General features: G+C 50.3%; 21 protein-coding genes. 15 read left to right on the top strand and 6 right to left on the bottom strand.

Annotation, left to right across the window (positions count from 1 at the left end; translation table 11 throughout):
• The first annotated feature begins 94 nt into the window (after nucleotides 1–94).
• From tig to lon, 4 genes are all read left to right on the top strand, one after another.
• Nucleotides 95–1459, top strand: coding sequence for a trigger factor (tig, locus tag O3C58_12535; GenBank protein MDA0692678.1), 1365 nt, complete (start codon nucleotides 95–97; stop codon nucleotides 1457–1459).
• A gap of 101 nt (nucleotides 1460–1560) precedes the next feature.
• Nucleotides 1561–2226, top strand: a complete 666-nt coding sequence (gene clpP / locus O3C58_12530) for an ATP-dependent Clp endopeptidase proteolytic subunit ClpP (protein MDA0692677.1) — start codon at nucleotides 1561–1563, stop codon at nucleotides 2224–2226.
• A 52-nt stretch (nucleotides 2227–2278) separates the two neighbouring features.
• Complete coding sequence (clpX, locus tag O3C58_12525) at nucleotides 2279–3526, top strand: ATP-dependent Clp protease ATP-binding subunit ClpX (protein MDA0692676.1); 1248 nt, start codon at nucleotides 2279–2281, stop codon at nucleotides 3524–3526.
• Complete coding sequence (lon, locus tag O3C58_12520; GenBank protein ID MDA0692675.1) at nucleotides 3526–5943, top strand: endopeptidase La; 2418 nt, start codon at nucleotides 3526–3528, stop codon at nucleotides 5941–5943. The genes clpX and lon overlap by 1 nt, the downstream gene beginning before the upstream one ends.
• A 32-nt stretch (nucleotides 5944–5975) precedes the next feature.
• Here lon and O3C58_12515 read toward each other — a convergent pair whose 3' ends face one another.
• Nucleotides 5976–6824 carry a hypothetical protein gene (locus O3C58_12515; protein MDA0692674.1) on the bottom strand — a complete coding sequence of 283 codons (849 nt, stop codon included), beginning with the start codon at nucleotides 6822–6824 and terminating at the stop codon, nucleotides 5976–5978.
• A gap of 322 nt (nucleotides 6825–7146) precedes the next feature.
• Between O3C58_12515 and O3C58_12510 the strand changes: the two genes are divergently transcribed.
• Nucleotides 7147–7704, top strand: a complete 558-nt coding sequence (locus O3C58_12510) for a FlgO family outer membrane protein (protein ID MDA0692673.1) — start codon at nucleotides 7147–7149, stop codon at nucleotides 7702–7704.
• On the opposite strand, the gene shc is transcribed toward O3C58_12510, so the two are convergent.
• Nucleotides 7698–9695, bottom strand: coding sequence for a squalene--hopene cyclase (gene shc, locus O3C58_12505; protein ID MDA0692672.1), 1998 nt, complete (start codon nucleotides 9693–9695; stop codon nucleotides 7698–7700). The genes O3C58_12510 and shc overlap by 7 nt on opposite strands.
• A 582-nt stretch (nucleotides 9696–10277) precedes the next feature.
• Here shc and rplM point away from each other — a divergent pair.
• The 10 genes from rplM (at nucleotide 10278) to rfaE1 (ending at nucleotide 19137) form a co-directional block, all read left to right on the top strand.
• A complete protein-coding gene (gene rplM / locus O3C58_12500) occupies nucleotides 10278–10706 on the top strand; it encodes a 50S ribosomal protein L13 (protein ID MDA0692671.1) in 429 nt (142 codons plus the stop codon).
• Nucleotides 10707–10764: 58 nt separating this feature from the next.
• Nucleotides 10765–11163, top strand: a complete 399-nt coding sequence (gene rpsI, locus O3C58_12495; protein ID MDA0692670.1) for a 30S ribosomal protein S9 — start codon at nucleotides 10765–10767, stop codon at nucleotides 11161–11163.
• A 218-nt stretch (nucleotides 11164–11381) separates the two neighbouring features.
• A complete protein-coding gene (argC, locus tag O3C58_12490; GenBank protein ID MDA0692669.1) occupies nucleotides 11382–12419 on the top strand; it encodes an N-acetyl-gamma-glutamyl-phosphate reductase in 1038 nt (345 codons plus the stop codon).
• A 102-nt stretch (nucleotides 12420–12521) separates the two neighbouring features.
• Nucleotides 12522–13730, top strand: coding sequence for a bifunctional glutamate N-acetyltransferase/amino-acid acetyltransferase ArgJ (gene argJ, locus O3C58_12485; protein MDA0692668.1), 1209 nt, complete (start codon nucleotides 12522–12524; stop codon nucleotides 13728–13730).
• 190 nt (nucleotides 13731–13920) lie between these two features.
• Nucleotides 13921–14433, top strand: a complete 513-nt coding sequence (gene def / locus O3C58_12480) for a peptide deformylase (GenBank protein MDA0692667.1) — start codon at nucleotides 13921–13923, stop codon at nucleotides 14431–14433.
• Entirely contained in the window at nucleotides 14430–15392 is a 963-nt protein-coding gene (gene fmt / locus O3C58_12475) for a methionyl-tRNA formyltransferase (protein MDA0692666.1), read from the top strand. The genes def and fmt overlap by 4 nt, the downstream gene beginning before the upstream one ends.
• Before the next feature lie 11 nt (nucleotides 15393–15403).
• Nucleotides 15404–16342 (top strand): SDR family oxidoreductase, encoded by a 939-nt coding sequence (locus tag O3C58_12470; protein ID MDA0692665.1) that lies wholly within the window; start codon nucleotides 15404–15406, stop codon nucleotides 16340–16342.
• A gap of 15 nt (nucleotides 16343–16357) precedes the next feature.
• The gene (gene radC, locus O3C58_12465) at nucleotides 16358–17056 is read left to right on the top strand and encodes a DNA repair protein RadC (protein MDA0692664.1); all 699 of its coding nucleotides are present in this window, start codon (nucleotides 16358–16360) and stop codon (nucleotides 17054–17056) included.
• Between the two features lie 50 nt (nucleotides 17057–17106).
• On the top strand, nucleotides 17107–17667 hold the full coding sequence (gene gmhA, locus O3C58_12460) for a D-sedoheptulose 7-phosphate isomerase (protein MDA0692663.1): 561 nt from the start codon (nucleotides 17107–17109) through the stop codon (nucleotides 17665–17667).
• Nucleotides 17668–19137: a D-glycero-beta-D-manno-heptose-7-phosphate kinase gene (gene rfaE1 / locus O3C58_12455; protein ID MDA0692662.1), complete on the top strand. Its 1470-nt coding sequence runs from the start codon at nucleotides 17668–17670 to the stop codon at nucleotides 19135–19137. It begins immediately after the preceding gene.
• A 149-nt stretch (nucleotides 19138–19286) separates the two neighbouring features.
• On the opposite strand, the gene rfaD is transcribed toward rfaE1, so the two are convergent.
• The 4 genes from rfaD to O3C58_12435 all read right to left on the bottom strand — a co-directional run bounded on the left by rfaD (nucleotide 19287) and on the right by O3C58_12435 (nucleotide 23696).
• Nucleotides 19287–20261, bottom strand: coding sequence for an ADP-glyceromanno-heptose 6-epimerase (gene rfaD, locus O3C58_12450; GenBank protein ID MDA0692661.1), 975 nt, complete (start codon nucleotides 20259–20261; stop codon nucleotides 19287–19289).
• Nucleotides 20262–20268: 7 nt separating this feature from the next.
• Nucleotides 20269–21480 (bottom strand): M48 family metallopeptidase, encoded by a 1212-nt coding sequence (locus O3C58_12445; protein ID MDA0692660.1) that lies wholly within the window; start codon nucleotides 21478–21480, stop codon nucleotides 20269–20271.
• 18 nt (nucleotides 21481–21498) lie between these two features.
• A complete protein-coding gene (locus tag O3C58_12440) occupies nucleotides 21499–22737 on the bottom strand; it encodes a YjgN family protein (GenBank protein MDA0692659.1) in 1239 nt (412 codons plus the stop codon).
• A 65-nt stretch (nucleotides 22738–22802) separates the two neighbouring features.
• The gene (locus tag O3C58_12435) at nucleotides 22803–23696 is read right to left on the bottom strand and encodes an MBL fold metallo-hydrolase (GenBank protein ID MDA0692658.1); all 894 of its coding nucleotides are present in this window, start codon (nucleotides 23694–23696) and stop codon (nucleotides 22803–22805) included.
• Nucleotides 23697–24024: the final 328 nt, after the last annotated feature.

Below are 24024 nucleotides of genomic sequence, written 5' to 3'. Positions count from 1 at the left end.
CTGATTTAAGTAAATTTTGCACACGAGTCTATTTTCTGTGAAAACTAATTTTTAGAGATGCCCATTAAAAATTTAAAACCCTTTGGCTAAATAAATGACTATCGAAATCGAAGACATAGATTCCTGCAACAAAAAAATCAAATTTGATATTCCGCTCAAGGAATATCAGGTAAAAATAACAAATTACTACAAAACCCTCAGCCGGGATGTCAAAGTCCCCGGATTCCGCAAGGGCAAAGTGCCGCAGTCGCTGTTGGAAAAACAATTCGGCCCGCAGGTCAAACAGGAAGTTCTCACCCAGCTCATCAGCGACCATGTGATGGCGGCCATCCAGGAAAAAGGCTTGCGAGCGGTGAGCCAACCCAATCTCCTTGAAGTCCACGCCGAAGAAGGCACTGATATCAATGTCTCCGCTTCTGTAGAGGTTTTGCCGGAGTTTGAACTTGCGGACTATACGGACATCGAGTTAAACGTGAAAGTCGCCAAAGTGACGGACGACGAAATCGATCAGGTGATCGAAGGTTACCGGAGTAACAAGGCTAAAAGTATCCAGGTGACTGATCGGGTTTCGCAAAAAGACGATTACGTCAAGATCGATTTCACAGGCTCCATGGATGGCAAACCGTTTGAAGGTGGCGAGGCCAAGGATTACGTCATCCAACTGGGAACCAAACAGCTCATCGAAGACCTGGAAAATAATCTTTATGGACTGGCTTTGAATGAAACCAAAGAGGCTAAGGTGCTGATCCCTGAGGATTATTTCAACAAAGACATCGCCGGGAAAAAAGTGGATTTTTCCATCACTCTCAAGGGCATCCAGGTGAAAGAACTTCCGGAGTTGGACGACGATTTTGCCCAAACGGTGGACCCCTACAGGAGATACGAAAGTCTGGCGATCATGAAAGCCAAAATTCGTGAGGATCTGGAAACCCATGAAAAAAACCAGGCCAGAAAAAAAATGCAGAAACAGCTGGCGGAAAAAATCACCGAACGGCATTCTATCAATCTTCCCGAAAGCCTGATCCAGGAACAAATCCGTTTTATGGCCGCTGATGTGGACAAGAAGAAAAACCCTGGAAAAACCCATGACCATGACCATGACCACGACCATGACCACGATCATGAAGATAAAAAAGGCTCTCAGGTGTCTCCCGAAGACCAGGAAAAATACCGCGAACCCGCTCTCAAAATCCTGCAACAGGAACTGGTGACCGACAAACTGGCCGTCACCCTGAAGGTTGAAGTCTCCCAGGATGAATTGGACGCAGAGATCAATAATTTCATGAAGATACTGGGCGGTGGAGACATCGAAAAAATGAAAAAAGAATGGGAAAAATCAGGCGTTCTGGCCAAACTCCACAACCGCATGCGCAAGGAAAAGACCCTGGAAGCGGCTCTGGGCCAGGTAAAAGTTCATGAAGAAATGGTTGACAGGAAAGATTTAATTGCTGATAATTAACGTGTAGGCTGGTTAACCTTATCTATCTATATCTTAATGACTTACACGCTTTCTATCCCGGCGTTTCCGTTAATCCCCTTTAAAGAGAAAAAGAGCCAACTATGAGTGAAATTTATAATCAGCTGGTGCCCATTGTCGTCGAACAAACAAGCCGGGGAGAGCGATCTTACGATATCTATTCGCGCCTGTTAAAAGACCGGATTATTTTCCTGGGAACCGCTATTGATGATCACGTTGCCAATCTGGCCATTGCCCAATTACTTTTCCTGGAATCCGATGAACCGGAACAGGATATTTTTATATACATCAACAGCCCCGGCGGCTCGGTCAGCGCAGGACTTGGAATCTACGACACCATGCAATACATCAAACCCGATGTACAAACCATCTGCATGGGCCAGGCCGCAAGCATGGGAGCTTTATTGCTTTGTGCAGGCGCCAAGGGAAAACGCTTTGCCCTTCCACATGCCAGGATCATGATTCATCAGCCCAGTGGCGGGTTTCAGGGCCAGCATTCGGACATCGAAATCCAGGCCAAGGAAATTTCCAAGGTTCGGGAGATTTTGGACGGGATCATGGCCGGCCATTCCGGGCAGGATGTCAGCAAGGTTCACAAAGATACCGATAGAGACCATTTCATGACCGCAGAGGAAGCAAAAACCTATGGTCTGATAGATAACGTGATCTCCAAGCGGGAAGAATCTAAAGATCTCGATAAAGCCCTGGAAAGTTCCAGAGCAAAGAAAAAAGAAAAAGACGACAAATAAACCCAGAGGGAAAGGGCAGCACTCCTTCTTAAAACACCCACATGAGGATTTAATGGCCAAGAAAAACGCAACGACGGGCAACTACAGGTGTTCCTTTTGCGGCAAAAGCCAGGAAGAGGTCAAAAAGCTGATCGCCGGCCCCACGGTTTACATCTGCGATGAATGCATTGAGTTATGCAATGAAATCATGGTGGAAGAATGGGCGCAGGAGAAAAGTGAAGATTTTCAGCACCTCCTGAAACCCAAGGAAATCTACAAACATCTGGACCAATATATCGTCGGCCAGGAGCGTTGCAAAAAAATCCTGTCCGTCGCCGTCCACAACCATTTCAAGCGTGTGGATTCTTCTGTAGATTTAGATGACGTTGAATTGCAAAAGAGCAATGTGCTCCTCATGGGGCCGACGGGTTCCGGGAAAACCCTGATGGCGCAAACCCTGGCCCGGATTCTGGACGTCCCTTTCACCATTGTCGACGCCACCACTTTAACCGAAGCCGGTTATGTGGGCGAGGATGTCGAGAACATCATCCTCAAGCTCCTGCAAGCCGCCGATTACGACGTTGAAAAAGCCGAACGCGGCATTATTTACATTGATGAAGTCGATAAGATTTCCCGCAAATCGGAGAATCCTTCTATCACCCGTGACGTTTCCGGGGAAGGCGTCCAGCAGGCTCTGCTCAAAATTATAGAAGGGACCACTGCCAGTGTCCCTCCGCAGGGCGGGCGCAAACACCCGCATCAGGAGTTTTTACAGGTCAACACCACCAATATCCTGTTCATTTGCGGTGGCGCATTTGTCGGGCTTGGCCCCATCATCCGCGCCCGCACCGGCAAAAAATCCATGGGCTTCGGTCAGGAGATCGTTACCAAAAAGCAAAAAGACGATGAGGCCATTCTGGAAAAGGTGCAACCCGAAGACCTGCTTAAATACGGCCTGATCCCCGAGTTTGTGGGAAGATTTTCCGTGATGGCGACTCTGAAGGAGCTGGACGAAGAAGCTCTGATGGAGGTATTGACAGGACCCAAAAATGCCCTCGCCAAGCAGTATAAAAAGCTGTTTGAGTTTGAAAATGTCAAATTGAAATTTACCGATGGCGCCATTCGTGCGGTTGCAAAAAAGGCGATCAGTCGCAAGTCTGGAGCCCGTGGCCTGCGAGCGGTTTTGGAAGAAACCATGCTCGATATCATGTTCGAAATTCCCGGAAGCGAAAATATTGAAGAAGTGGTTATCAGCGAAGAAGTGGTTCTGAATAAAGAACAACCTCTCCTCGTCTATCAAAACCAGAAACAAGCAAGCTAATGACCACAGAAAATTTGGTACTCCCCCTGCTTCCCTTACGGGACATTGTTGTCTTTCCATTCATGGTCATTCCTTTGTTCGTTGGACGGGAAAAATCCGTCCGGGCGCTGGAAAAATCCATGGCCGAACAAAAGCACATCTTTTTGTCGGCCCAACGCAATCCTTCCAACAACGACCCCACTCCCGGCGAAATTTACGAAACCGGGACACTGGCCAATATCCTGCAAATCCTGAAGTTGACCGATGGAACCATGAAGGTGCTCGTAGAAGGAATCCAACGAGGACATATCAATTCCTTCATCGAAAATCCGGATTTCTACCAGGTGGAAGTCGTCAAAATTCATGAAAACACCCAGGTCACCCCGGACATCAAAGCGCTCATGCGCGGCGTTGGCACCATTTTCGAGCAGTATGTCAAACTGAACCAGAAAATTCCTTTGGAAGCCGTTTCCGCAACCGCCAACATCAGCGAGCCGCATCGGTTCGCCGACACCGTCGCCGCTTACATGGTTTTTCAAACCACGGACAAACAGGATCTGTTGGAAACCTATCACCCCATCGACCGTTTGAACAAGCTGATGGCAACCCTCAAATCCGAGATGGAAGTTTTAAAAATAGAAAAACGGGTGCATGGGCGGGTTCGCAAACAGATGGAACGCAGTCAGAAAGAGTTTTATCTGAACGAACAAATCAAGGCCATTCAGAAAGAACTTGGCAAGCGCGATGAGTTCAAGTCGGATATCGACGAGCTGACCCATAAAGTCAAAAAAGCCAAAATGCCGAAAGAAGTCAATGAGAAGGCCATGAAGGAACTCAGGCGTTTGGAACTCATGCAACCCATGTCCGCCGAAGCGACCGTATCCCGGACCTATATCGAATGGCTGGTGGAGCTTCCCTGGAAAAAACCCGATGCCGCTGAAAAAATTGATATCGATAATGCCCAGAAGGTTCTCGATGAAGACCATTACGGTCTGGAAAAAGTAAAAGAACGGATCACAGAGCATCTGGCGGTCCTCAAACTGGTCAAAAAGATCAAAGGACCCATCATCTGTCTTGCAGGACCTCCTGGTGTGGGCAAAACCTCACTCGGCAAATCCATCGCCCGCGCCATGGGTCGAAAGTTTGTCCGCATTTCTCTCGGAGGTATCAGAGACGAAGCCGAAATTCGCGGCCACCGACGCACGTACATCGGTGCGTTGCCGGGGAAAATTGTTCAGGGGATGAAAAAAGCCGGCGTGGTCAATCCCGTTCTCATGCTGGATGAAGTCGATAAAATGACCAGCGATTCTCGCGGCGATCCAGCATCTGCTCTATTGGAAGTCCTGGACCCGGAACAAAACGCGAACTTCAATGACCATTACCTGGAAGTTGATTACGATCTTTCCCAGGTTCTGTTTCTTTGCACGGCCAATGTACTGCACACTATTCCGCAACCCCTGCTCGACCGCATGGAGGTTGTGCGCCTGCCGGGATACACCGATCAGGAAAAGGTAAATATTGCGGAAAACTTTCTGCTCTCTAAGAAAATGCAGGAGCATGGCCTGGTAAAACAGAATCTTCAATTCGGCAAAGGTGTGCTCGAAAAAATCATCCGCGAATACACCCGCGAAGCCGGTGTCCGTAATCTGGAACGGGAGATCGCGACGATCTGTCGAAAAGTGGTCAAAGACGTGGTCAAAACCGGAAAAACTTTCTCTTTAAAGCTGATTCCCTCGCAAGTAGAAAAATACCTGGGAATCCCAAAATTCCAGCCGCAGGAAACCCTTCAGCCCCTGGACATCGGCGTGGCCACCGGGATGGCGTGGACGGAATTCGGCGGAGAACTTCTCTCCATAGAAGTCACTGCCATTCCAGGAACCGGGAAGTTGGTACCCACCGGGAAGTTGGGAGAGGTCATGAAAGAATCCGCACAGGCAGCCATGACGTATGTGCGGTCACGAGCGAGCAAACTGGGTCTTGCTAAAAACTTTTATCAGAAAATGGATATTCATATCCATATTCCCGAAGGCGCGGTTCCTAAAGATGGGCCGTCGGCCGGAGTCGCTATGGCGGTGGCTCTGATTTCAGCCTTGACCCAAAAGCCGGTACGACACGATGTGACCTTGACCGGAGAGTTGACACTGACGGGAAAAGTTCTGGCCATCGGCGGATTGAAGGAAAAAGTCCTCGCCGCTCACCGGGCCCTGGTCAAGGACATCATTATTCCCAAAGACAACGAAAAGGACCTGCAGGATATCCCTGAGAATGTTCGCAAAGACCTGACCTTCCACCCGGTCGGAAACATCGACGAAGTGCTACCGCTGGTCTTTGAAAAAAAGCATAAAACTGGCAAAAAAACCACCACCCCAAAAGCCACCTCGAAAAGTTCCAAAAAGCGGCCCCCGGCAAAACGACCCTCGGTTGCAACCCTGAATTAAACCTTCATCAGGGTTGTGTTGCGTCCCGCAGATCACATATCCCCTTCGAGGTTTACATAAGGCGCGTCTTTATCTTCATCGAGCGCCAGCACAAGGTATTCATCTGTGGTGGAAAGCGTTTTCATCGCTTGCAGAAGAGTCACTGCATCAGAAAGGAACGCTTGCCAGGTGGCTGCATCCACCTGCCGCGTTGTCAGTTCCTCATAAAGATCCACCATCGGTTTTACCTGAACTATCAATCCTTCAATCAATTTATAATCCAGATTGCGTTTTTCATTTTTTTCCCAGTATTCCGTGTGCTCCAGCCAACGGGTGACATCCTCTTTTACTTCTCCCAGTTCTTTAAATTTTTGCGCAACGGCTTCCTTGCCTTGTTCTTCCACCTCCTGCGAAATCACTCGGGTAATTTTATCCTTAGGAAGGCCCTTGGCGGTTCTGCAGAGATGACGCAGGGAAGAAATCAGTTTGTTCATGGTGCTGTCCATCTGCATCCCATTGTCAGAAAATGCGCGCACCTCGTCAGACCGTTCAAAGGCATGCCACACTCCGCCCGCCTTTTGAATTTCAGTTCTTTTTTGATTCAAAGGCCGAAGCACAGCCAAACAGGATTCTCTATCCGTCACCGAAGCCTTGCCCTTCAAAGGGACGGGCTGACTCAAACGTTTCATCAATGCCTCATTGATGGGAATGTCCGGCTGGGCGACATCTTGTTTGGCAAAGAAAGCATCCTTGGATTTTCTCACCGTTTCCTTGCGCACCCAGGTATGCTCCCTGGGCGGAAGTTTGACCACAGGTTCTTCATCAACTTTTTCAGCGCATGCCGGTAAAATCAACAGGCCCGCCAACAGCCACACCCCTACTAAACAAACAATCCTGAACATATCGACCCTTTGGAAAAGTTTTTTAAAGTGTATAACCCCTATTTATACATGATTTTCAAGGATTTTTCATAAATTCTACCGTCCCCTGAAAAAAAGAGTTTTCAAAAACCGGGTTCGAGGTGGCGAAAATTGATTTTCACAGAGCTTTGCAGAATTATCGAGCAACTGCCTTTAGTAAAACCGTCAAAATGACGATAGATGATTAAAATAACTGGGAATCAACGACTCCGCCGCAAGCGGACGGGGGCTCCGACAAGGATTTTCATTTAAAAGCCGTAGCAAGCTACGGGGAATAAAACCCACTGGTGGGATTTAAAAACCTATGAAAGCTAAAAATCTTTTTTACCTCCTCACCCTCATGACCTTTGTCACCGCCTGTGAGGTCAAGATGGCCCCCTCGGAGACCTGGTCTCAATGGTTCCGAACGCAGTCGGATTCCAGTTACTACAAGGGAAAAGCGGAAAAAATCGTCAAGAAGCTTTCAAAGGATGCGTTCGAATATGAAGTCAACCGGGTGGCGGTGATCGATCCCGTCAACGCCGAGAAAAAGGCGCCCATCCTCGGGGAATATATTTCCAGCCGGGTCATCGAAGCCATCGCCAAAGACCGTGTGTTTCGCGTGACCCAGAAAGGCGAAGTCGATGATGTGCTGGCCCAACTCAACCTCCCGCCTGCCTACTCCTACACCAAACCGGAATTGCAACGACTGGGTGACGCTTTAAATGCGCAGGCCATCCTGACCGGCAAGCTGACCGACCTCGGAACCAATCTCGATGTCCACGTCACCCTGATCGATGTTGCCAGCGGGGAGGTCATCGCCTCCGCCACGGAATATCTGACCCGCACCAAGTTTGCCGTCGAATTACTGAGACATTATTGAGTACCAGCTGTTTTTCCCTCATCAATCGCATTGCGATAGCGGGATAACGCCATCAAGGGGAAAAAATGCTGGTACATATGGTATTTGATAAAGAAGTGTACGGGAAACCCCGTCCCGGTGAATTCATCCTCCCACCAGGTGCCTTCCGCATTTTGCCTTTTCAGCAAGAAATCAACGCCATTTTTGACCACAGGATTTGAAGCTTCGTTAGCGGCGACCAACCCTAAAATGGCCCAGGCCGTTTGCGAAGCGGTGCTCACTCCCTGCCCCCGCAACTCAGGGTTTGCATAGCTCTCGCAGGTTTCGCCCCAGCCCCCATCTTCATTTTGATGCGCCGCAAGCCAGTGCACCGCCTTGCCGATGAAGGGTTGACTCATGTCCTCACCAATGTGTTTGAGCCCGTTCAACGCCAGAAACGTCCCATAAATATAATTCACTCCCCAACGGCCCCACCAACAACCGTCCGGTTCCTGACGCAATTTTACAAACGCAAGCGCCCTCTGGACGCCAGGGTGATCTCTTTTAAAACCTAGTTTTCCCAGACACCACAGAATACGGCTGCTGACATCCACCGTGGGTGGATCGAGGAGGGCTTTATGATCCGCAAACGGAACCTCATTGAGAATCTCTTTGTCATTATCTTGATCGAAAGCGGCCCAGCCGCCGTTTTTGCTCTGCATACTCAATAACCAGGTCAATGCCCGCCCGGTCTCTTTCAATTTCCAGCGGTGATCGGGAATAGCAATCCGGTCCAGGGCAATTAAAATTTCTGCGGTGTCGTCGGTGTCCGGGTAAAGCTCGTTGAAAAACTCAAACGCCCAGCCCCCGGGCTCTACATGCGGGTTCTTCACCGTCCAGTCCCCCGGTTTGACCACCTGTTTTTTGACCATCCACTCGCCCGCCTTCACCAGCGCCGGGTGATCCGCCGGCAACCCGGAATCCAGAAGCGCATTGCATGCGATGGACGTATCCCACAGCGGAGAAACACAGGCCTGCAATGAGATGGTGTCGCCGCAGTCGATGAGGAAGCGGTCCACCGCCTCCATGCCCTTGACAATCGCCGGATGATCGTGCGGGTATCCCATAAAATGCAGTGCCAGCAGGGAATTGAGCATGGCCGGCTGAATGCCGCCAAAATCGCCCTCATCCTCCTGATGGGACAAAACCCAGGCTTCCGCTTTTTTCAAGGCTGACCGGCGCAACGGTTTCCAGGGCGATTTGCCGATGATTTTGAAAAAACCGTCCAGATGGATAAAAAAGTTTCTCCAGGAAGAAAATAAATGGCCGTCAGGATGAAACGCCAGGTCACGGTCATTTTCCGTGAAGAGTTCCTGCACATCCCGGCCCGGCTCCAGTTTATGCACCGGCTTATGCGCACACACCACCGACAGCGGAACCACCGTCCCCCGCGACCAGCTGGAAATTTCGTAGATATTGAACCAGAATCCATCAGGGAAAAGCACCACTTCTACCGGAATCGCGGGAGGCACGTCCCAGGAAATCTGCCCGAACATCGCCAGAAAAATTTTGGTGAAGACCCGCGTCGCTTTGATCCCGCCATTGGCAAAAATCGCCTCTCTTGCCTTCACAAGCGCCGGATGGTCGGAAGAATATCCCGCCATCTTCAACGCCATATAGCACTCCACCGTTGAGTTGATGTCGCAGGGGCCGCCGTAATAAAGCGTCCAGCTACCGTCTTCCCGCTGCTTCCCAAGCAGATAACTGACGAGTTTCTCCTGCTTTTCGGCGTCCACCCGGCCGGTCATGTGCATGAAGAAAATCAGTTCCGCCGTGATGGTGGCATTCGATTCCAGTTCGTCCACCCAGACCCCATCCGCATCCTGACGGGACAGGAGGTAGTTCCTGGAATTTTCAATCCCTTGCTCCAAGTCGGAAGGAGGGTTTCCTCGTTTTAATTTGGGTTTCTGCGTTTTAGGTTTCTGAGCCTTGGATTGCAGGGAACCCCGTTTTAATTTACTCGTATCATTCATGGGTATTATGGGGAAAAGGGTACTTTTAGGATCTCTCTCAATAATTCAATATTCTATGTTGGGGCAACTCGCGAGCCCTTATTTCATAAAGTCCGCTCATGGCCCAGAACCATTTATAGCAGGTTGCTGAAAAACTATTTTTGCTAGCCGAAACTGTCACACTGAGCTTGTGATATTCGACAATTGCCTTCATGCCCCGCAGGGGTGAAAACAGCCCTTATTATCAAGGTCATACTTCGACAAGCTCAGCATGACAACAGTGGAAACCCTCGTGTTTGGGACTTTTTCAGCAACCTGAGAGATGCCCATTATATTCCAGGTCGGATAAATTATCTCAATTGGGGCAAAAAAGATACTTCAAACAGGAACCTTTAAAAATTGATGTTTCGAGGCTTTTGCAAGCGCAAGGTTGCATTTTACGAAGCATCCTTTAAAATTTCCATATTACCACCCCCTGCCAGCCCAATGAAGCGTGTTTTTTAGCATTCCGCCTATAATTTCATTGACAGGGGGAAAAGAATTTCCTAGAATCAACGGTTTGTTATCCCAACGCTGAAATTGCAATAGAAAGACTGAATCAACATGAAGACTTACTCTGCCAAAAAGAGCGACGTTATAAAAAAATGGGTGCTTATTGATGCCACCGACCAATCTCTGGGCCGCGTCGCCTCTAAAGCCGCGTCGATTATCCGTGGAAAAACCAAACCGATTTTCACCCCGCACGTGGATACCGGCGATAATGTGATTATTATCAACGCCGCCAAGGTCCGTTTGACCGGGAAAAAGTGGGACGATAAAATTTATTACCACCATACCGGATATCCGGGTGGAATCAAGTCCGCAACCGCAAAGGAAATTCGGAATAAAAGACCCTCAAGTCTGCTCGAAAAAGCCATCGTTGGCATGTTGCCGAAGAACAGGCTGGGACGCACCCTGCATGCAAATTTCAGGGTTTATGATAACGAGCAACACCCGCACGTTGGGCAAATCCCCGATACCGTAACCGTTTGACAAAAAACCGGATTCAAACGATAAATTTAGCGATAAAGATACTTTAAGGAGTTGATTGATGGAAAGCAGTGAAGTCCGATATTACGCAACAGGAAAACGAAAAGAATCCATCGCCAAAGTTTGGCTGCATCTTGGTGATGGAAAGATCTCCATTAACAACCGCACCTTGGAAGAATATTTCCGTCGGGACAGTCTGCAAACCAATGCCCAACTGCCGTTGGTGCTGACCCAAACCCTGTCATCCTATGATGTAAAAGCCACCGTCCTTGGAGGCGGTCTATCCGGCCAGTCCGGCGCTCTGCGCTTAGGTATCGCTCGGGCTTTAATCATATTGAACCCTGAACTTCGCACTCCTTTGAAAAGAGCGGGATTTCTCACCCGGGATGCAAGAGAAGTTGAGCGGAAAAAATACGGCCAGCCCGGAGCTCGTAAAAAGTACCAGTTCTCCAAACGATAAATCAGAAGTCCGGTCCGCGCCCCCCTGTAAATCCCTCGTCCAGAGTGACCGCTGGCTCCAACCAGCCGGGGGGCTGAAGCAAATCTTGCCGTGCGCCCGCATATGCGGGATCTGGTACTGCCGTGAGGTGAGTTTATGGCTAGCGGCCCCCTCTTCCGTACAGAATTTCCTCCCCGCGTTGCGGGCAATAAAACCCCCTTGTGGGATTCAACAGTATTATGGTCAAAGTCGGTATTGCAGGCGCAAGCGGGTACACGGGGCTGGAACTGGTCCGGTTGCTGACCCGACATCCTGAAGTCGAAATAACCGCCGTCACCTCCGAAACCTATCAGGGCCAGAAAATCGCGGATGTTTTTCCATCCTTCAGCGGATTTTCAGAGCTGGTATTTGCCAGCCTCAGCCCTTCCATCGCCAGCGAGTGCGACTTTTTATTCCTGGCCTTGCCGCACACCACAGCCATGAACCGGGTTCCTGATTTTCTAACAGGAAACTGTCGAGTCATCGACCTCAGCGCCGACTTTCGTTTGAAATCCGCCGAAATATTTGAGACCTGGTATGACGTGGCTCACGAACAAGTGGAAACCTTGGCTGAGTCAGTTTATGGCCTGCCGGAACTGCATCGTGAGGCCATTCGGTCCGCCCGGCTGATAGCCAACCCTGGCTGTTACCCGACCAGCGTTATTCTGGCGCTGGCGCCGTTACTCACAACCGACTGGGTGGACTTCCAGTCGATCATCGCCGATTGCAAGTCCGGTGTTTCAGGGGCGGGAAGAAAGCCATCGCTCCGCACCCAGTTTTCCGAATGCAACGAAGCGGTTTCCGCTTACGGTCTGGGAACGCATCGCCACACCCCGGAAATCGAGCAGGAAATTTCCGCATTAGCGGGCCAGGACATCACCATCTCCTTTTCGCCGCATTTGATGCCCATGACCCGGGGAATGCTGAGCACTGTATATATTAACCTGACGTCCGACATGGAACTCGAAGCACTGAGAAATCATTACCTGGAATTTTATAAAGATGAACCGTTTGTCCGCATTTTAAATCTGGGGACTTTCGCCAACACGCATTACGTCGTGTCCTCAAATTACTGCGACATCGGGCTGCAAATCGATAAGCGCGCCCGGCGCATCGTCCTCACCAGCGCCATCGACAATCTGGTGAAAGGCGCCTCCGGGCAGGCCATTCAAAATATGAACATCATGCTGGGAATCGACGAAAAAACCGCCCTCGACTCCCCCGGCATTTTTCCATAACCAGCGTGACGCTGGACCCAAAGGGTCCCATTTTTCTGCAGGTAAACAGTAAACACGGAGCAAAAAGTTTTTGCTCGTTACCCCTGGCAAATAGCTAAGTTTATGAATATTTCAACGAAACTAAATTTCCAGGTTCCGGGATTTAGAGCCTCAGGAATCGCCTGTGGTCTCAAAGCCAACGGCAAAAAAGATCTGGCCCTCATCCTTTGCGATACGCCTGCGGTAGCCGCTGGAGTCTTCACCAAAAATCGCGTGCAGGCCTCCAGCGTCATTTTGAGCCGACGGACATTAAAAAAAGCCGAAACGATTCGGGCCATCGTGGTCAACAGCGGCAATGCCAACGCCTGTATCGGCGCGCAGGGAATGAAAGACAGCAAAGCCCTTATCAACCGTCTCGCCGAAGAACTGTCGATCTCCATAGATGAAATCCTGATCGCGGCAACCGGCGTGATCGGTGTTCCCTTGCCGCCAAACAAGTTGACCGGTGGCGTGCCTGAGCTGGTTGCTAAATGCTCCGCAAAAGGCTGGGAAAACGCCGCAGAAGCGATCATGACCACGGATCTCACGCCCAAAACCGCGTCCCTCAGTTTCACCCTGGGAAAACATGAAATCGTCATCGGCGGCTTCGCCAAGGGGTCCGGCATGATCCACCCCAACATGGCCACCATGTTGGGGTTTGTGGCTACCAACGCCGCCATTGACAAGGACACCCTGCATCAGGCGCTTTTGGAGGCAAACGAGGCTTCATTCAACAGCATCACCGTTGACGGGGACACCAGCACCAACGATACCTTCATCGTGATGGCCAACGGACAGGCGGGAAACCCATCAATTCGCATGGGCTCCAAAGAATACACCGAGTTTGTTGCGGCACTGACGGAGGTGAGCAAAAACCTTGCGATCCAGATCGTCAAGGACGGCGAGGGAGCCACCAAATTTGTGACCGTTCGCGTCAGCGGCGCAAAAACCAAAAATCACGCAAAAAAAATAGCTTCCTCGGTCGCCACCTCTTCATTGGTTAAAACCGCACTTTTCGGGGAAGACCCCAATTGGGGACGTATTATTTGCGCCATCGGCTACGCCGGCGTTCCCATTCAACCGGACCGCATCGTGATCCGCTTGAACGGGGCCACTCTGTTCGAAAACGACACCCCCACCAAAGAAGCCTCCATGGAATCGTTGCGTAAAAAAATGCAAAAAAAAACGATCCTCATTGCTATCGACCTTAACAACGGCAACGAGTCCGCAGAGGTCTACACCTGCGATTTGTCTTATGATTATGTCCGCATCAACGCCGAATACACTTCCTGACCGGCCTGGGGGATGGAAGGGGATATTACAGGGGCATGAAAGCAACGGAAAGGGATATCACAAGCGTCAACCCCGAGTTCCCTCTCCCGTAGCGGGTTTGCCATGACAAATTTTGACCGATGGTTTAAACTTCATATATAATTAAAAAAATGAACCAGTTACCACTTTGTTTTGTAAAAAGAGACTGCCTGTGCCCATTTTAACCATCAAAAACTGGCTGGACCCCGTTTTGCGAAAAAAAGGGGAACCCATTGAAAATATTGACGATTCCATTGTGACTTTGTCTAAGAATATGTTTGAAACTACTTTGGACGCCCGTGGAGCCGGTCTGGCAGCCAATCAGGTGGGTCTTCCCTACAACCTGTTCGTGGTGGACATGGGCATCGAAAAGGGAGAGCACGACCTGATCACCGTGATCAACCCGGTCATCACGGCGATGGAAGGTGAAGAAATCAGCGAGGAAGGCTGTCTGAGCATCCCCGAAGTGTATGCCGAGGTCAAAAGAGCCCTGAAGGTAGAACTCAAAGGCATCGACCTCAACGGCAACGAAGTCCGCTATGAGGCGGAAGGGTTTATAGCGCGCGCCTTTCAACACGAAATGGACCATCTCAACGGGTCCTTGTTCTGGGACAATCTGGGAAAGTTCAAACGGGATTCGCTCAAACGAAAATTTAAAAAGAAGCAGAAAGAGCTGAAAGCATGAAAATCGTCTTTATGGGAACCCCTAAATTCGCTCTTGCTACGCTAAAAGTTCTGGTCGCCTCCGAGCATCAAATTCTCGCGGTCGTCACTCAGCCCGATCGCCCCAAAGGCCGAGGCCAGGAGCTGACGGCCTCGCCGGTAAAAACCTTTGCCCTACAATCCGGCATCGACGTTCTCCAGCCTGAAAAAGCCAGCGCCGCCGAATTCGTCGCAACCCTCAGCGATTTACAGCCCGATGTGATCGTCGTTGTGGCTTACGGTCAGATCTTGCGAATGCAAGTTCTCGAAATTCCCCGCTTGTTTTGCATGAATCTACACTCGTCTTTGCTTCCCAAATACCGTGGAGCGGCCCCCATCAACTGGGCCATCATCAACGGCGAGAAAGAAAGTGGCGTCACCACCATGAAGATGGATGCAGGCATGGACACCGGCGACATCCTTATTATCGCAAAAATCCCGATCGCGGATGCGGACAACGCCCAAACCCTGCACGACAAACTGGCCGCAGCCGGCGCGGCGCTTGTTCTCGAAACTCTCAGGCGAGCCGAAAATAATTCCTTGACCCCTATCGTCCAGGATTCCAGTCAGGCCTCACTCGCCCCCAAACTTAAAAAAGAAGACGGACTGATTCATTGGGAAAAGGATGCCGTGAGTCTGCGCAATCAGGTCCGGGGGCTGGAACCCTGGCCAGGAGCATTCACGTATTTTAATTCCAAACGGCTCCGCCTGTGCGCCGTCGAAACCACAGCGGGAGAGCCTGCGGATCGTCCCGGTGAAGTGGCTCGCATCACCGACCACGGGATTGAGGTTGGAACCGGCAAGGGACGGCTCATCATCACCGAGCTGCAACCGGAAGGAAAAAAGAGGATGTCCGCTAAAAGTTTCCTGGCCGGAAATAAAATTATCAAAGGGGAAAAGTTTGAAACCAGTTTGCCCCCCTGTATACCCAACACAAATTAAATGAGGAACCAATGCCTAGAACTTTGATTGCAGGAGGAGCTGGTTTTCTGGGATCACATTTTTGTGATTTTCTGTTGAACAAGGGCCATGAAGTGATCTGTATGGATAACCTGATCACCGGATCTTTGCAAAACATCGCCCACATCAAAAATGACAAATTCACTTTTATCAAACACAATGTGACTCAGCACATCAAGATCGATGGTCCGCTGGATTTTGTTCTCAATTTTGCATCGCCAGCCAGCCCCATAGATTATCTGATACACCCCATTCCGACGCTCAAAGTGGGTTCGCTCGGAACTCACAATACCTTGGGGTTGGCCGAAGCCAAACGGGCCGTCTACCTCATCGCTTCCACATCGGAAGTGTATGGTGATCCCCTGATCCATCCGCAAAAGGAAAATTATTGGGGAAACGTCAACCCTGTCGGTCCGCGGGGGGTTTACGATGAAGCCAAACGGTTCTCTGAAGCGATGACCATGGCCTATCACCGTGCCCACGGCCTCGACACCAAGATCGTCAGAATATTCAACACCTACGGTCCCCGTATGCGGCTTCAGGATGGCCGGGCCATACCCAACTTCATCTATCAGGCATTGAAGGGCGAAGACATCACCGTTTATGGAGACGGCAGTCAAACCCGGAGTTTCTGCTATGTTTCGGATCTCATCGAAGGAATTTATCGACTGGTGATGTCTGACATGAACGATCCGGTGAACATTGGCAACCCCAGGGAAATGACCATCAAGGAAATGGCGGAGAAAATTTTGCAAGCCACGCAAAGCAAGAGTAAAATCCTTTACACTTCGCTTCCCGTAGACGATCCGAAAGTCCGTCAGCCCGATATCACGCTGGCAAAGAAAATCCTGAACTGGGAACCGCAGGTGGGATTGGATGACGGTTTAAGCACTACCCTGGAATACTTCAAGGCCAAAGTTAAGTCATCCTGAGTCAGATAAGGTCTTATGGCCAACAACAGCGATTGCTCGATAAAAGATTGGCCCGAAGACGAACGCCCCAGGGAAAGGCTGATTAAATATGGTGAAGACAAACTTTCTGACGCCCATCTTTTGGGGATCCTGATCGGCTCCGGGGACCGGTCGACCCGAAAAAATGCTGTCGATCTCAGCCGTGATCTGTTAAATGTGTTTAGCAATTTTCGCCAAATGGACCAGGCTTCGGTAATGGAGCTGTGCAAGGTCAAAGGCATCGGCATCGCCAAGGCCGCGCAAATAAAAGCGGCCCTGGAAGTAGGCAAACGAATGTCCTCGCAAAAGACCGATAAAAAAGAAAAAATGGATACCAGTCGGTGTTTCGTGGAATACTACGCGCCATTCCTGCAACATCTTAAAAAAGAAATCGTAAAAGTCGTTCTTTTGAATCCAAAATTAGTTATGATCAAGGACCTGACCATTTCCGAGGGCAGTTTGAATGCCAGTATCGTTCACCCGCGGGAAGTCATGATTCCCGCCATCAGGGAGTCTGCGGCTTCCTTCGCTCTGGTCCACAATCACCCAAGCGGGGACCCATCGCCCAGCCAGCAGGACATGGAAATCACCCATCGTCTCAGCAAGACCGGGCAAATCGTGGGCATCCGGATGGTGGATCACATCATCATCGGGGATAATAAATATTTTAGTTTTTCTGATGAAGGCTTGTTATGAAACCCTGACGGTTTCAGGCCATGAATAAAAACGACTCTCATCTTCTCGATATGGAACGAATAAAAAATTTTCTCAATGCCAGCGCCGACTTGAAATACCAGGTGGCGGAAACCCTGTCGGAAAAAATCCTTGAAGCCACGCGGCTGATACAGGAAAGTCTGAAAAACGGCGGAAAACTGTTACTCATTGGCAACGGCGGCAGTGCGGCGGACGCCCAGCACATCGCCGCAGAACTGGTGGGCCGATTCAAAAAAGAAAGAGCCGCCATTCCAGCCCTTGCGCTTACGGTGGACACATCCTCCCTGACCGCGCTTGGCAACGATTACGGGTTCGAGACTATTTTCTCGCGGCAGGTCGAGGCCATTGCGCGAAAGGGCGATGTCCTCCTTGGCTTCAGTACCAGCGGCAACTCCGAAAATGTCCTCCGGGCTTTCAAAGTCGCTAACGAACTCGGGGTCGTCACCATTGCCCTATTGGGCAATGAAGGCGGACAGGCAAAAAACCAGGTGCGCCTGGCCATCGTCGTTCCCTCGGATGATACCGCTCGCATTCAAGAAGTCCACATCACCATCGGTCACATTATCTGTGAAATCATCGAAGACGAGTTTTAGATGAAAGCCAAATTCAAAAATTTCTTCGACAACACAAAAAGGCCCAGGGTCCTGGTCATTGGGGACCTCATTCTGGACGAATACCTCTGGGGAGGCGTGACACGCATCTCCCCCGAAGCGCCGGTTCCCATTTTAGAAACCAAGTCCGAGAACCTTTCCCTGGGAGGCGCCGCCAATGTCGCCAACAACCTTGCGGCCCTGGGATGCGAGGTCTATCTTGTCGGCGCTCTGGGTCAGGATGAAAAAGGCGATCGCCTTTTGGATCTTATCCGCGAACGCGGCATCCGCACCGAGGGTATCTTCCGGTTCGTACACCGCCCCACCACCTCCAAAATGCGGATCATCGCGCACAACCAGCAGATCCTGCGCATCGACAAAGAAGACAACCGCCCCATCACCGAGGAAACTGAAAATAAAATTATCAATTTCACCAACCAGATTTTGCCGGAGATAGACGGTGTCATTTGTTCCGATTATCAGAAAGGGGTGCTGACTGAAAAGGTCATCAAAAATCTGATGCACCGCGCCCAGAACGTTCAGAAAAGCGTTATCGTCGACCCCAAAAGCTCCGACTTTTCCCTTTATAAAGGAGCCACCGTCCTCACTCCCAACGAAAAGGAAGTCGAACGCTCGGTTCCCATTAAAATCAACGGTAAAGAAGATCTGGAACGCGCCGCCGAATACCTTTTATCCCTGACACGGGCGGAAGCCCTGCTCGTCACTCGCGGCAAGGACGGCATGATCCTGTACAAAAACAAAGAAAAACCTGTGGCGATCCCCACGGTGGCCAAGGAAGTGTACGACGTCACTGGCGCCGGTGACACCGTGGTCAGCGTTTTTGGCATGGCCGTGTTCGTCGGGTTCAGTTTTCAGGAGGCGGCCTGGCTGTCCAATATGGCCGCCAGCATCGTGGTCGGCAAAGTGGGAACGGCGGTCGTGACGCTGAACGAAATCAATGAATTCTTACAGGAGGAAATGTTTCGTACCTCGCACACCGTGCTGGAACTGGAGGAACTCAAAAAACTCGTCAGCCTCGCCAAGAGCACCGGCAAATCCGTGGTGTTCACCAACGGCTGTTTCGACTTGATCCACGGCGGCCACATCGAGTTTCTGCAAAAAGCCAAAGCCCTGGGCGATATTTTGGTGGTCGGCCTCAACAGCGATCAATCCGTGCGCGGGATCAAAGGCGACGGGCGGCCCATCAAAACCCAACAGGAACGCGCCAACATCCTTTCGGCATTGCGCTATGTCGACTACATCACAATCTTCAACGAAAGCACCCCGGCGAACCTGATCAGCGAAATCCGCCCGGACATTCTGGTCAAGGGCAACGACTACGCAATGGATGAAGTGGTGGGCCGGGAAATCGTCGAAGGTTATGGCGCCCGGGTCGAACTCATCCCCATCGTCAAGGGCCTCTCCACCACCAGCACCGTCGAGCAAATCCTCGAAAATCACAGACTGGATTGAGATAAGTTTCCTACATTTTGCGGCCACTTCGCGAAACATGGATGTGAGCATTAGATCAACGTCTCCCGCCAATAGCTCAATTTGGCCCAACAGTCATATTTTCCAAACAACCGCCCTGACAGAGAATCCCATAACTATTCAATACTATGTCACTCCCCCAGCCGTTTCCCCGACAACAGGTAGTTCTGAACGTAGTCTTTGATTCCGTCTTCCAGAGAAGTGCTCGGAGCCTCGTAACCCGCTTTTCTAATTTTGCCCATTTCGGCTTGCGTGTGGTATTGATATTGATCGCGGATGGAGGCAGGCATCTCGATGTATTCGATGTTCGGTTTTTTTCCCATCGCTGAAAAGAGGGCATGCGCCAGGGCGTTCCAGTTACGAGCCTTTCCGGAGCCGACATTGAACAGCCCGCCGATTTTTGGATGGTCGAGAAAAAACAGGGTCATCGCTACAGCGTCTGCAATATAAATAAAATCCCGCTCCTGCCCGCCATCCTCGTATTCGGGTTTATAAGATTTGAACAATCGCATCTTGCCGGTTTCCTGAATCTGATAATACCCTTTGCGCACCAGACTCTGCATGTCGCCCTTGTGGTATTCGTTGGGGCCGTACACATTGAAATATTTCAGGCCGACGATTTTATCAAACGCTCCCGTATCCCGCGCCCACAGGTCGAACTGCTGTTTGCTGTCGCCATAAAGGTTCAGTGGACAAAGCGGCGTCAATTGCGATTCATCGTCCCGATAGCCGTGAGCGCCATCGCCATAGGTCGCGGCGCTGGAGGCATAGATGAAGCGGATATCTTTTTGCAGAGAAAATTCGGCCAGATGCCGTGTGTATTCAAAATTGTTGGTGCGCAGAAATTCCTGATTGGTTTCCGTAGTGGAGGAACAGGCCCCCATGTGAATGATCGCATCTGCCTGTGGTGTGAGGGAACCTGTTCGGATCGTATTGAGAAAGTCAGCCTTGCTTTTAAGCTCGATGAACTTTAGCGCTCCCAAGTTTTTTTCCTGCTCCGGGTGCTCGACGTCATCGACAATAACAATTTCTGACATTCCGCGTTGATTGAGCTCATGCACGATCGCACTGCCGATGAACCCTGCGCCTCCCGTAACAACGATCATATTTCCTCTAATAAAAAGTTTGCCGCATGGATGGGTTTTCCCCGTTCTCTTTCGGATTCACTTTCTTGTTCATGAGTGCCTTCCAATTAAGACCGGATAAAAGAGGGGTATATGATTTTTTACCCGCCATTGCAACCTGCTTTTTCATTTCGCTGACGCGGCCCTCTCCGGCAGGATGGGTGGACAGGTATTCTGTCCATGAAGCGGAGCCATCATCCGGGTCTTCAGTTTTCTTTTCAGAAATTAATGAAGGCTCTAATGCTTGCAGTTTTTCAAACATACGAATCATCCCCGCAGAGTCGATGCCAGCCGCCAGGATGCTATCCATTCCCTTAGCATCCGCTTGCCTCTCCATTTCGCGGTTGTGGGCCAACCCGTCCAACCCACTTGCCATCTCCAAAACAGCACTCATGCTACCGTTCACATCGCCTGTGATCAAGGTCAGCAGAATACTTGCCGCCATGCTGCGCAGGATGCCCCGTGTGGAGTGACGGAGCACCACATGCTGAATTTCATGGGCCAGAACTCCCGCCAGCTCTTCCGGGGTCTCTGCCAAATTCAACAACCCCTGAAACACGATAATAGGACCACCTGGGAAGGCAACGGCATTGGCCATTTTGTGCGGAGAAATATGAATACGGATATTATAAGGCTGATTCGGGGAGGCAGATAATAAACGCGCGGCAATAGCGTTCAACGCTTTTTCCTGTTCCGGCCATGAGGATGGGGCCAGCGCCTGCGGGAGTTTTTGCAAGATAGAATCTCCCAGTTTTTCCTCCCAGGAGATCGGAACCTGCATCGCCAACTCATCAGCGAGCTTCGGAATTCCCAGCGTCCATAATCCATACAGGAAGAACGGTACAACAAAAAAGGACACAACCAGTAACACACGCTTGAGCCTGCTTGCCGGCCTGAGGGATGGATGCAGGGCAATCGCTGTGATATCGCGCAGGTTGCTCAGAAACGCGGGATCATTGACCACCAGGGTCTCTAAGCGATCGCCTTTGAGTTCGGCTACGGTGTGTTCCAGATGAAAAGGCGGCTTGCCACTCGCACCCGATGCACCGAGACACAGGTCAGTGTATTGCCAGTTGAGAGCTTGACCTCCAGGGAGCGTTAACGTCAATTGGCTGGGAGACAAATTTAAAGCCACTTGCTGTTTTCGTGGACTGCGGCCATCAAAATAGACACCTGCAAATCGCAGTTTCCGGGCGCTCATGAACAGGGATTGCTCGAATTACCCGATATCGACAGGGACATCGAACGCATCCAGCGCCTCTTCACCCAGGGCGTCGCTTTGTTGCATTTCCTGAATCACGGAATCCAGATCGATATCCCCCTTCAGAGTGAGGTGCTCGGTAAAAAACTTCTGGTTTCTAACCGCTATCCATGAATAGCCCAGCCCCAGCGTACAAACAAGCAGCAAAAAGTTGCCCAGATTCAAAATAAACCATTCACCACCAGTGGCGGTGAATCGGAAAGTGGCATCGCCAAATTGGGTGTTGGCCCAATAATACCGTTTCAAATAAGCATGGAACCAGATCCAGTATACTCCAGCAGTTATTACCGTAAGAAAAATGGCCAGCACGTATTTTCCAAAAATTTCTTTCCCCCTGCCGGTGAACTTGCCCGGCAAATTGCCAAAATAGGAATTTTCACGCCAGAAATTTTCCGCCTGCATTTTGAAATAGGGCCAGTACAATCCCAGAGTGATGGCTGTTAAGATACTTCCTTTCAGGTAAATCATTAAGGCTTCCTTGCCCTTGCCGCGAAACGAAAAACGAATGCCGCGCCAGGCCGTGCGTGACAACCGATAGCGCCAGGCCCTCACCATCAACGGAGGAATGAGTGCAATGACAAGAATCTGAGACAGCGAAGCGACAGCTTCCCCCCAGGCGCCGCCATAAATTTGAATCCCCGTGATCAGAGCAATGAACCCTATGATTATTGGGAGAATTTTTAGAAATCCTCGGAACAACTCCTTGCCCGTTCCGTGATAGGAAAAATGGTCTCCGGCAAAAGTGGTGTTCGCCCACATGTAATGGCGCTTTTTGGTCTTGGCCCAGAAATGATAGATGCCAAGAGTGAACACCGTTTTCAACCCGTTGGAAGCCAATAGACTGAACAGCTCCCCTCCTTTGCCCAAAAAGGCAAACTGCAAGCCGTTTCCAGAATCTGTTTCCGAGGCGGCGTCCGTTTCCTCATCGCCCCAGGAAGCCGCATCCATCCGGGCGTCATCCCTGTTGCTCAGGGATTTAAGATCTACCTGAAACCCCAGGCCCTGCAAATAGGCCGCCGCAGGACCTGCCTGGTGGTCGGCAATTTTTCGCGAGAATCGCCATGCTCGTCCGTCCTGCAATTGCTCCAAAATAGTTTCTCCCTGTTCCAGACTTATCCTGAACACCTTGGCCATTTTGTCCGCCGCCAGATGAGGATCGGTTCCAAACCAGGAATTCAGCGTTATTTGGTGACTCATGCAGTTCTCCTTAAAATTTTATCTTTTAAAACTTTATTAGAATGAATGGATTGCTTACCGAATAGTCAGAAAAAATCGTACGCCACTTGCTGTTCCGTCCAGCCGAGAAAACCATCCTTGACGGGGGTGCCGGAAAACCCATCGGTTGCCTGCACCCAGGTTTCGGGCCGATCCCAGTTGTCTCCGTAATGATATAAAAACATTTTTTTGCGGATGGGCGCCGGAATCGTCATCAATTCGTGATAGGAGGCATGGATACCGCCCTGAAACAACTGACAATCGTGAAACATGACTTCCGATAACTCAGAAAATCGACTGATGTATTCAGGATCAATCATGGTATCGCCTGAAATCCACACGCGCCGGTTGATTAAAACCCCGCAGCACCATTGCGACTCTTCGGCGCTGAAAGCGGAATCCGGAAAATGACGGGTCCTCATGAGCGAGACTTCAATCGGGCCGTGCTGATACGACCAATATTTCCTGCCCTCTATATTTGCGGGAGAAGGGCGAAGAATATTAAAAAAATCCGCCAGTTGCAGAGGCCGACCCTGCTTGAATTCGCAGTTTTCCATCCCCCCGGCAAGGCTCTTACTCCAAAGACTGTCCTGGTAATCGCTTTGAATAATCATGTCCGGCTTGGAATTTTTTGGGTCCGGTGACCCGTAACGGTTGGTGAGGGCAACTTCCTCCAACCCCCCGATATGGTCGGCATGGCTGTGGGTCGGCAAGTAGCAGTTGACCTTCAACACGTCCAACCCGATATCCGAAAGCGCCAACGGCCCCTGAGTCCCACAGTCAATGAGAACATGATGGTCTCCCTGGATAATAAGGATGTTAGATTGCCTGCGCCTTTTCGCAAAAGCTGAACCGGTTCCAAGAAAAACCACGCGTAAATGCCCATCCGTCCGTAAAGGGAGAGATTCACCGTTTTTACAAATCTCCTTCACTTCATACATATGTCCTATCCCCTGCCAGAGAATTTGTTGAAGAAATCAGGTCATGACTATAAAAAAAAGGCCGGGAAAATCAGCCACTTCATAAATAACCCATTATAATACAATAACATGAGATTTTAACGCCGTCTATAAAATATTGGATTTTCTGACACGTTCTGCCCCTTAAAAAAGCACCGGCAATAACGGATTCCCGGAGTTCTAACAGGTTGCTGAAAAACTATTTTTGGGACCTTAAAATGTTAATTTCAAGTTTACTGTTAATTTAAGAAAACCAGTAGCACAGGCGACCTATCCTTAAAGTTTATGCGGAAGTGCGGAATTTAATTCC

It is taken from the genome of Nitrospinota bacterium (genome assembly GCA_027619975.1).
In the GTDB taxonomy this organism is placed as follows: Bacteria; Nitrospinota; Nitrospinia; order Nitrospinales; family VA-1; genus JADFGI01.
Note: the sequence above shows the minus strand (reverse complement) of the source record. Positions and strands in the feature narration are given on the sequence as shown.